The organism is Roseburia amylophila (assembly GCF_025567465.1).
GTDB classification, from domain to species: domain Bacteria; phylum Bacillota; class Clostridia; order Lachnospirales; family Lachnospiraceae; genus Roseburia_C; species Roseburia_C amylophila.
This window is the reverse complement of the sequence record NZ_JAOQKI010000033.1, coordinates 1-9687: the sequence shown is the minus strand read 5'-3', so window position 1 is coordinate 9687 and position 9687 is coordinate 1. Positions and strand designations below refer to the sequence as shown.

12 protein-coding genes, 7 tRNA genes and 1 rRNA gene are annotated in these 9687 nt (G+C 39.2%); 4 read left to right on the top strand and 16 right to left on the bottom strand.

Annotated elements, in window-relative coordinates:
- Positions 1-156 precede the first annotated feature (156 nt).
- The 8 genes from aroB to OCV43_RS13630 form a co-directional block, all read right to left on the bottom strand.
- A complete protein-coding gene (aroB, locus tag OCV43_RS13665; RefSeq protein ID WP_227710156.1) occupies positions 157-1272 on the bottom strand; it encodes a 3-dehydroquinate synthase in 1116 nt (371 codons plus the stop codon).
- Between the two features lie 127 nt (positions 1273-1399).
- Positions 1400-2299 carry an NAD-dependent epimerase/dehydratase family protein gene (locus OCV43_RS13660; protein ID WP_262624363.1) on the bottom strand — a complete coding sequence of 300 codons (900 nt, stop codon included), beginning with the start codon at positions 2297-2299 and terminating at the stop codon, positions 1400-1402.
- Between the two features lie 39 nt (positions 2300-2338).
- Positions 2339-2800: a GNAT family N-acetyltransferase gene (locus OCV43_RS13655; RefSeq protein WP_262624362.1), complete on the bottom strand. Its 462-nt coding sequence runs from the start codon at positions 2798-2800 to the stop codon at positions 2339-2341.
- A gap of 103 nt (positions 2801-2903) precedes the next feature.
- Positions 2904-3293, bottom strand: coding sequence for a hypothetical protein (locus OCV43_RS13650; protein ID WP_331495001.1), 390 nt, complete (start codon positions 3291-3293; stop codon positions 2904-2906).
- 17 nt (positions 3294-3310) lie between these two features.
- Positions 3311-3940, bottom strand: a complete 630-nt coding sequence (locus OCV43_RS13645) for a DUF4355 domain-containing protein (RefSeq protein WP_262624361.1) — start codon at positions 3938-3940, stop codon at positions 3311-3313.
- A 173-nt stretch (positions 3941-4113) separates the two neighbouring features.
- Entirely contained in the window at positions 4114-4266 is a 153-nt protein-coding gene (locus OCV43_RS13640; protein ID WP_262624360.1) for a hypothetical protein, read from the bottom strand.
- Between the two features lie 97 nt (positions 4267-4363).
- Positions 4364-4615 carry a hypothetical protein gene (locus OCV43_RS13635; RefSeq protein WP_262624359.1) on the bottom strand — a complete coding sequence of 84 codons (252 nt, stop codon included), beginning with the start codon at positions 4613-4615 and terminating at the stop codon, positions 4364-4366.
- Positions 4602-5207, bottom strand: a complete 606-nt coding sequence (locus tag OCV43_RS13630) for a hypothetical protein (RefSeq protein ID WP_262624358.1) — start codon at positions 5205-5207, stop codon at positions 4602-4604. Before OCV43_RS13630 ends, OCV43_RS13635 begins: the two co-directional genes overlap by 14 nt.
- Positions 5208-5688: 481 nt before the next feature.
- Here OCV43_RS13630 and OCV43_RS13625 point away from each other — a divergent pair, with 481 nt between their 5' ends.
- The 4 genes from OCV43_RS13625 (at position 5689) to OCV43_RS14095 (ending at position 8615) form a co-directional block, all read left to right on the top strand.
- Positions 5689-6249 carry an RNA polymerase sigma factor gene (locus OCV43_RS13625; protein WP_262624357.1) on the top strand — a complete coding sequence of 187 codons (561 nt, stop codon included), beginning with the start codon at positions 5689-5691 and terminating at the stop codon, positions 6247-6249.
- Complete coding sequence (locus OCV43_RS13620) at positions 6246-7031, top strand: hypothetical protein (protein WP_262624356.1); 786 nt, start codon at positions 6246-6248, stop codon at positions 7029-7031. The genes OCV43_RS13625 and OCV43_RS13620 overlap by 4 nt, the downstream gene beginning before the upstream one ends.
- A 478-nt stretch (positions 7032-7509) precedes the next feature.
- On the top strand, positions 7510-8226 hold the full coding sequence (locus OCV43_RS13615; RefSeq protein WP_262624355.1) for a tyrosine-type recombinase/integrase: 717 nt from the start codon (positions 7510-7512) through the stop codon (positions 8224-8226).
- An 11-nt stretch (positions 8227-8237) separates the two neighbouring features.
- Entirely contained in the window at positions 8238-8615 is a 378-nt protein-coding gene (locus OCV43_RS14095) for a site-specific integrase (RefSeq protein ID WP_317246669.1), read from the top strand.
- 134 nt (positions 8616-8749) lie between these two features.
- Here OCV43_RS14095 and OCV43_RS13605 read toward each other — a convergent pair.
- From OCV43_RS13605 to OCV43_RS13570, 8 genes are all read right to left on the bottom strand, one after another.
- A tRNA-Lys gene (locus OCV43_RS13605) sits at positions 8750-8822 on the bottom strand.
- 21 nt (positions 8823-8843) lie between these two features.
- Positions 8844-8916, bottom strand: a tRNA-Phe gene (locus OCV43_RS13600).
- A gap of 5 nt (positions 8917-8921) precedes the next feature.
- Positions 8922-8995, bottom strand: a tRNA-Met gene (locus tag OCV43_RS13595).
- Between the two features lie 28 nt (positions 8996-9023).
- Positions 9024-9105 (bottom strand) — tRNA-Tyr (locus OCV43_RS13590).
- A gap of 27 nt (positions 9106-9132) precedes the next feature.
- A tRNA-Thr gene (locus OCV43_RS13585) sits at positions 9133-9205 on the bottom strand.
- Between the two features lie 34 nt (positions 9206-9239).
- Positions 9240-9312 (bottom strand) — tRNA-Val (locus OCV43_RS13580).
- Positions 9313-9320: 8 nt separating this feature from the next.
- Positions 9321-9394 (bottom strand) — tRNA-Asp (locus OCV43_RS13575).
- Positions 9395-9444: 50 nt separating this feature from the next.
- Positions 9445-9687: ribosomal RNA gene (locus OCV43_RS13570) — 23S ribosomal RNA — on the bottom strand; the annotation flags it as partial.

Genomic DNA, 9687 nt, shown 5'->3' with positions numbered 1-9687 from the left:
ATCAAAAATAGAAAAATTCATACAAAGAAACGCCAAAACCGACATTTGCCGGAGTTGGCGTTTCTTAATTAGGGACTTATTTTACAGCCCCTTTTGCGCTCATTATATGATAATTATTGATAAGCCAATCAGCTTATCATTAACTTTCATCGCTCACTATTTCATTTTCATAATGATATCTCTTGCAACGGCTTCTTCCACCGGTGTAGCAAATACGCCTTCCTCAAACTCTACGATTCCACCGATTCCTTTCTCTACAACGAAACGGAGTTTTCCGTCCCGGACTTTCTTATCCGTATATAATTTCTTAACCAGGGCTTCCCGGTCAATGTATTCCGGAATCTCTACCGGCAGCTTCGCTTTCTCTAACAGATTCTTTACTGCTGTTTTTTCTTCTTCTGTCATGTAACCAAGTCGGTGTGCCAGTTCTGTCATCGCTACCATTCCAATGGAAAGTGCTTCTCCATGAAGCAGTCTATAGTCACTGACTGTCTCAATGGCACGTCCTACCGTATGTCCTAGATTCAAGATTTCTCTTAAGCCCTGCTCCTTTTCATCCTTCATTACCACAGCATATTTAATCTGGCAGTTCTTCTTTGCGATGTATTCACAGGCTTCTCTGTCTCCCGCAAAAATATCTTCCATATGTTTTTCCAGGAATTCAAACATTTCCTTATCTGCCATGCAGGCATGTTTGATTGTCTCTGCCATACCACTGGATAACTGTCGCTGTGGCAGTGTTTTCCATGCTGCAATGTCAAGATATACTTTCTCCGGCTGGTTAAAAAGTCCAATCAGATTCGTTGCCAGTGGTGTGTCTACTGCGGTTTTTCCACCAACAGATGCATCTGCCGCCGCCAAAAGTGTCGTAGCATAGTTAATGAATGGCACTCCTCTGCCATAGGTTCCTGCCAGAAATCCAGACAAATCGGTTACCACACCACCACCAACGGCAATGATGCAGCAGTCTCTCCGGAAACCTGCCTCTAACATAGCATCTTCTACTTCTTCTTTCGTCTTTCTGGTCTTGCTGGTCTCTCCTGCCGTAAAAACAAATTCCCTTGCCTGATATCCTGCTTCCTGTAATAAGGTTACAATGTGGTCTGCGTAAAGCTCCTTCACCGTGCTGTCTGTAATTACTGCAAATTTCTTGATTTTTCCAACCAGACCGTTTTTTAAATCTTCTATTAACCGGTTCTCAAGCTGGTAGCCAATCTCGATTTCGTAACTGTCATCAACTACCTTCTTTAATTCTACCTGAAATACACTCATGTTTTTCTCCGTTCTATCCTGTGTCTTGTAAATCTGCGCCTGTCACAGATTTTTATTTCGTTTATTATACTATTTTGCTCTTTTCTCTGCAACCACAGGAGCTCTAATCGAAAGAAATTCCCTGTTTTTATACCAGATGTTCCTCTATGTATGCAAGATATGGTTTCTTATTTACCTTATCCTGATTTACCACATACCAGTCATAAGCTTCTTTTAATCCATCCGCCAGTGGCTTCGTCCCACTCATAAGTGCAAGCTGTTTCGTAACGTCCAGTGCATATTCATAATTATAAAAGCTGAAATAATTACGCTGCTCTTCCTCCGCTGTAACTTCCACAAACTCTGCCTGCTTTCCGGCCGCCTGATAGCACAGTGTCACCCAGTCACGAATGGATATGCTCTCTTTATTTCCAACATTGAAAATGTGCTGCTTTGGGTGTCTTTCCACTAGAATATCTATAAATCTGCACAAATCTTCCACATGGAAAAATTGCAGCTTCATGCTGCCCTCCCGTGGCAGATAAAATTTCCTGTTTTCCAATGCACAGTCAAATACAAAGGCTTCCCGGTATACATTATTCACCGGTCCATATAAATAAGGCGGTCTAAGGATATATGCCTTCAGATTTCTCTTCATCAGTGCTGCCTCAGCCGCTATTTTATTTGTTCCATATACACCCCAGTGCACATTTTCTGCAAGCTGTGTTTCTTCCGTAAATGGTGCCGGCGCATATTCCGGATATACGGCACTTGAACTTATAAGAACATAATCTTCGTAGCTTTCCAATGCATTCAGCAAATCCGCTGCATCTTCCCCGGTATATGCCGTATCAACCACCAGGTCAAAATGCAGTCCCTGCAGTGCATCACCGATCGCATGCCGGTCTGCCTGAATCAGTTTTACAGCCGCCGACTGCGGTCTGGTGTTTCGATTTAACACATAAACCTCATCACCTTTTGCCACATAATGCTCTGCAATAAACCGACTCACAAATACAGTGCCACCAGTTACCAAGATTTTTCTCATACTTGTCCTCCTTGTGCATGGGTTTCTATGAAATTTTTATTATTCCCGCTCTATTGTTAAAACCATACATTCTTTAGATTCGGTAAATCCGCAGGCATGATACAAGGCTCTGCCACTCTCCGTTGTATCCAGGATCAGTTCTGTCACACCACGCAATTTGGCTTCATTTATCAGAAGTTCCATCATATGGCGGGCAATCCCCTGTCCACGATAGTCCTTCTTTGTATATACATTCATAATATGTCCACGTTTTCCGGTAGGATGGGCAAATGTCGGCATGACCTCAATATAGCTGACCGACGCACAGCCAACTACTTTTCTTCCATCCATTGCCAGAATGGTTGTCTGGTTGCCATCTTCAAAATACAGTCTGCTGCTGTCGATCAGATTATCCGGAAATGTATAATCCTCTGACAAATTATTTACTTCCCGCAGCATCTCCAGCCGGGTACTCATCAGATTCTCCATATCTCTTCGTGACGCATTCATATATGTTATCATAATCATTCCTCCAGGTCGCATTTTTTCTGTCTTCTTCGTACAGCAGTATCATATCACAGAACGGAGGAAATAATACTTAATTTTTTGTGATTTCTCTTTTTATTCACTCTTCCTGCGGTGTCACATCATATAGCCATACATCAATCTCCGGAATAACTTTTGTTCTCTGGAACTCTCCCATAACGGAAGATGCCGTTGTTACAAAGTTAGTCTCATCAACATCCATAGAATCTAACTGGAACTTACGACCTCTATCCTGAGTCATTTTCTTAGTTTCATATTCCAAAGTAGCGGAACCCATGAGATATCCGTTATCTCTGTCATAATCTCCAAGACCCTGTACCGACATTTTCGGAATTTTTACTTCTGCACCACCAGTATATTTTACCTGACCTGCATTTGCTTCCATCCAGCCGGTTACAGCTTCACGAACGGCTAACACGTCCAATGCTTTCTGAAAATTTGTTGCTGTTGCTAATGTGTTAATTGCCATCTTCTAAAATCTCCTTCCTATTCGCTCATCATACTAACGATTTTGTCCAACTCTGTTACATTGGAATCACCGTTTTTCATTGGCTTTCCGCCTTTCAGCTTTTCTTCTACGGCAGCGGCTACCGCTTCGGTAAAGGCTTTCTCTACTGCTTCAATGGATTTATTGCAGGAATCTGCATCTGTATACACCAGCACGTCTGCCAATGTTACCGGAAGTTTTTTCTCTGCAAGAGTATTTTTCGCTTCTGCCATAAGTTCTCTTCTGGTAATAGCGGCTTCTCTGTCAGATAATTCCTTTTCATGCTTTTTATTGAGGTATTCCTGTTTTTCATCCTTTGTCATCTTGGCAAGTTTCTCTGCTTCTGATAACCGGTCATCCATTAAAGCATCATACTTTTCTTTCTGATTCTTAAGTGCTGTTGTAATTGACTGCTGCACTCTCCGGTCGAATTCTGACTGGAAATCTCCTGTTTTCAAGAAATCATCAAAGGTCTTTGGTGGTTCACCCTTTGAACCTTCACCTGTGCCATCTCCGTCTCCTGCTCCATCCCCGGAACCGTCACCATCTCCAGTGCCGTCACCGTCTCCGGTTGCAAAAAACTGTAATTTCAGTGACATTCTCAATGCCTTTACTTCTTTATTCTTCATATTTTCTCCTTCCTGCCCCGAGCCGGTCTTTTCCCCAGTCCGTTGCATACCACATTGTTCTACCGTTCTTTAATGCCTGCGGAAAAAAGGCATAAAAATAACACCCAGAATACAATCTGCGTGCTTATCACTATTTAACCCATAGCTGGGAGATATAAGGAATCACCGCCCTTCTATACTTCTTTTCCTGTTACTTTTACTTCTTTGGCAACACCTTCTTTTATCAATTCCTTGCCACGTTCTGCGGTCATTTCCGTTTCTGTACCCTCTTCTACAATTTTCTTTGTGTACTTATCCACATACCGCTTTGTTACTTTAATTTTCATGTTTTCACCTCCTAGAAATTGGTATAAAAATACCACCAGTCTAAAGGCCAGTGGTATCTATAATTATTCATTTTATAATATTTACTACTTCTGATAACTAATTGGTCTGATAATATATATCATCCCGTATGGATTCCAACATATGAGTTTTTGATGTTCCCTCCTGGTGTTTATCCATCCAATATACGGATTCATCTTCTATATAATCCATAAAATCAATTTTAGTATCTACATCAATTTCAAAAACTCCATTTTCCCCACTATTCAATACTTGCTGGACAAGTTCATTATCAGGATACATTTCTTTAAGAAATTCGATTTGTTCATTTGTAAGTTTAAATTTTCGCATTCTCTATTCTCCTTATGTAATCTACATCTGTCGGATTACATTGAATCAATAAACCACTATCTGGATTTATTGTAACTGTTCCACCTTTTCCAATATATTTTTGGCTTTTATCACCATTAACTGATGTTCTCACAGGCATCACTTTTAATGGTTTCTCCAATGCATCTTTTATTCCTTCAATAGTAGCTCCAGAACGTGGTTTTCCTGTTTTGGGGTCTTTCATGGTTCCAATCACTCTCTCCATGAAATGTTTACTCTGTCCCTTTACTTCTATTCCCTCAGAAGTCTTTATTCCAATAACATTTTTTTCAATATCACCATATATCTTTTGATAATTAGTAAATCCGGATAGTGGTGATATCATTCCATTCTTCACGGAGCGAGTATACGTTCTAAACAGTTCCCAATTTTCAGTATTATTATACTTCATTTTTTGGAATTTTTCCAGCGTTTCCGGCACTTCTTCGCCAAGAATCTCCTGATATTTTTTATACTGAATCCTATCTGATGTTATATTTCGGATTCTCTTTTCTTCCAGCTTAGCATCCTGGTTCCCTTCCACATATTTCTGGTACCATTGAGCATAACTCATGGTTAACGGTACATCTATCTTCTTATGCGTCTTAGGATCTAATGCTTTGAACTAGAGTATATATCAACTGTCATTGTAATAACTTTACAATATGTGCAATAACACGCAATAAATATAGCAGTATACATTATTATATTGTAAACTTTTTTCATTACACATATACTCCTTTCGTTCTTTAAAAAGTATCTCCCTTTTCGGAATTGTGTGTCTGAATGAAAAGCGTGTATAATTCTATATTTTGGATGTATAAATCTACATCCTAGCAATTCCAAAAGCGGTTCGGTTTATTGTTGCTCCAAATCAATATAAAATTTTTCCTAAAGGACATAGCATGGTTTATTTTTGCTATGTCCTTTCTTTCGACAATCTGATATATTTGGTATATAAATTTAGAAAAAAATTTTTTGAAAAAAGTGTAAGATTATGGTTCAGAAGTTGTCTATATAGGTGTAAGGGAAAAAATCAGAAAGGAGGATTGAGTATGAACGACAAGGACATTATTCAGTTGTATTTAAATAGAGACCAGCGTGCATTATCTGCAACTGCAAAGAAGTATGGGAAATACTGCACTTCTATTGCAAAAAATATCCTAGGTAATAATGAAGATGCAGAAGAATGCGTCAATGATACATATTTAAGTACATGGGACTCTATACCGCCAACTATACCAACAATTCTATCTGCGTTTCTTGGGAAAAACACAAGAAATTTAGCTTTTAACAAATACAAACATAATCATGTGATGAAACGTGGAAACGGAGAAATAGCAGTCGTTCTTGACGAACTTGCAGAGTGTGTATCCGGCGTAGATGATGTAGAGCAAGAAATTGACAGACGAGAACTTGTCGCAACAATCAATTCTTTTCTGGAAACCTTGCCACCAAAAAAGAGAAACATATTCATCTGTAGATATTGGTATTCTGACAGCGTTTCATCAATTGCAAGGCGGTATGAAATGACTGAAAGTAATGTATCGGTTACATTAAACCGATTACGTTCTAAACTTAAAGAATACTTATTGGAAAGGGGTTATGTATTATGAAAAAAGAAGATTTGTTTGATACTCTTGGTGACATTAACAATCAATATATTAAGGAAGCTCATATGAACAACAAGCGAAAAAATAATTTTGCATGGGTTAAGTGGGGAACAATCGCAGCATGCTTTGCCTTATTGGTTTTATGTATTCCTATGGTAACACGCTTATCACCAGTAGAGGATACCAACACACCAACAGTTGAGTCATTACCAATCGAAAACAATAATAAAGTTGAGGATTTACAGAACAACAAAGAAGAATCTGTAAACATTCAAGAAAGTAAAAGTACAGAAATCGAAGATACTTCAGAAACTATTATAGAAGATGTTCCTGCAGACAATAAGGGAGAATATAACGAAGAAGTAAATAGCAGTGACTTAACCAAAGATACCTCAGAGTTTTTTGGTGGTTCCTATACAGATGCTAATGGAAAATTTGTAATCGTTCTTACAGAAGATACACCAGCTAATAGAACAGCTATTTGTAAGGAACTTGGCAGAAGTGAAAGCAATACTACTTTCGTAAAAGGTACTTACACATTGGCATATCTCACAGAGTTACAGGAAAAGATAACAAATGCAATGGTAAATAAGGAAATCCCATTTGTTGTAACGTCTGGCGTATATGAGAGCACAAACAACATCATTATTAGAGTAACAACAAATGATGAAGCAGAATTGGCAAAAGTATATGCTCTTGATACCATTGGCGGTGCAATCAAAGTAGAGTTCAGTGCTGGTGCAGTAGTTGAAGAATTATTACTTCCACTTCCTAAAGCTGAATAATCATTAAAAACTGAATAAAAATTTTCAAAGGCTACCCAGTCAAAAAGATTGGATAGCCTTTCTTTATGCTTTCAACCAGAACTCAAATTTAGTCTGGGAGGATAGCTGGGTGCAGTATAGTTTAGTAACCCAGCAAATCGCTCAAATCGCCAAAACAGTTAGCGAAAGTATAAATATTCATCAAATTCTCTGGTAATAGCATCAGACACACTTTTCAGAAAAGGGAGAAAAGTATTATAAACAATATACTTATAATTATCCATATGCATAATAACATAATGCATGCACTAATTATTGTACACATTGTATATTGTAATAATAAAAAAACGCCCTACTCTTTCAAGCAAGGCGGTATGCTTCCGAATAATACGAAAGCCCTAAGCAAGCATATTGTATCATTCGGAGCAGCCAAATGCAAGCGGAACACCGTTTCCAAGCTGGCTGTTATTTTTATACCCATTTTTAAGGAGATGATACTATGGCAACTAAGTACACTCGTCAAAAGGACGGACGATTTCAAGCAAAGGTGTGGACTGGTACCTATACTAAAACTGGTGCCAAAAAATATATTTCTATCTACTCCACCAAGTCCAGTAAAGACCTCAAAAGAAAAGTAAATCTATTCAAGCAGGAATTGGATGCCGGAATGTCTGCTATTAGTACTGACATGACGTTTTATGACTATGCTTTATCATGGTTGAATACTTATAAAAAAGTCAGAGAACGTGGAACACAGATTATGTATGAGAATATAATAAATACACATCTATTCACTTTATCATGCGTACACTTATCGGACATTCGACGAACACATTTACAGCTTGTTATAAATAATAATATTGAAAAGGCTCGCACCTGCCAGCAGATATATGTAACATTCAAACAGATTATCAAATCTGCCATATCTGATAAACTACTTCCGGTTACTGCTCTGGATAATATATGTGGAAATATAGAGTTGCCAAAATATGTGGCAAAAGAAAAAAGGGGATTGACTGATATAGAAAAAGATGCATTAAAAAAAGCTGATTTTTCACCAAGAGAAAAGGCTTTTGTATATATTGCATACGGCTGCGGATTACGAAGAGGTGAAATTCTTGCCCTTACTATATTTGATATATCCCTAGAACGTAATGAATTGACCGTAAACAAGGCTTTAGCCTTTGATGGCAATAATCGGGTACAAAATCCGTAAATGGCAATTGTATAGTTCCCATACCACCATTTTTAAATGAATTTATTTCAGAATACATAAAGACCTTACCAGGAACCAATCTCTTCTATTCTGCCAATAATGAATATATGACTGCTTCTGCTTATAATAAGATGTGGTCTAATATTGTTTCCAAAATGAATGTTGCTGCCGGTGGGTCAAATAAGATTAAAATAATAAACGGACTGACCGCGCATATCTTTCGGCATAATTACTGTGCAAACTTATGTTATCAGATGCCAAACATCAGTATTAAAAGAATTGCACAATTATTAGGTGATTCTGAGAAGATGGTTTTAGAGATTTATAATCATGTTCTGGAACAGAAAGAAAACGTGCAGGAAGTAGTAAAAAATTCAATTAATTTTTGAAGATGAAGGGGTTCAAAAATGCCCTTGAAGATGGAGTGAAGATGAATATTTAGGCTTACTTAGCACCACTTCCGATTACTCACAAAAATGGCGGAAACACTGTATTTATCAGTATTTCCGCCATTTTTAACTAATGAGACATCGGGGATTCGAACCCCGGACAACTTGATTAAAAGTCAAGTGCTCTACCAACTGAGCTAATATCCCATTTCTCAGGTTTTCTGAGAATGCCCAGTTCCGGAATCGAACCAGAGACACGAGGATTTTCAGTCCTCTGCTCTACCAACTGAGCTAACTGGGCAAGAGTTGCGGGAACAGGATTTGAACCTGTGACCTTCGGGTTATGAGCCCGACGAGCTTCCAGACTGCTCCATCCCGCGTTATTCAATTATCTTCTAAAAAGAAGAATGGGCAGAGGTGGATTCGAACCACCGAAGCAATTTGCAGCAGATTTACAGTCTGTCCCCTTTGGCCACTCGGGAATCTGCCCATTTCTATACAATATGAAATTGTATAAAGCCGATGATCGGACTCGAACCGATAACCTGCTGATTACAAATCAGCTGCTCTGCCAATTGAGCCACATCGGCATATCTTGTGCTACACTTATAACTACAAGAAAAGTGGGACCTACAGGGCTCGAACCTGTGACCCTCTGCTTGTAAGGCAGATGCTCTCCCAGCTGAGCTAAGATCCCATTTGAAACGACCCAAGCGGGACTCGAACCCGCGACCTCCGCCGTGACAGGGCGGCGCTCTAACCAACTGAGCCATTAGGCCTTAAAGGTACATACCTTCAAAACTTCATACAGATTGCTTTCCGAGTTGCTTTGGTCAAGCCCTCGACCGATTAGTAACAGTCAGCTCCACACGTTACCGTGCTTCCACCTCTGCCCTATCTACCTGATACTCTTTCAGGGGTCTTACTGTCTTGAAGACAGGGACATCTCATCTTGGGGGGGGCTTCACGCTTAGATGCCTTCAGCGTTTATCCCTTCCGAACTTGGCTACCCAGCTATGGATTTGGTATCCAGCTGATGCACCAGTGGTCCGTCCAGCCCGGTCCTCTCGTA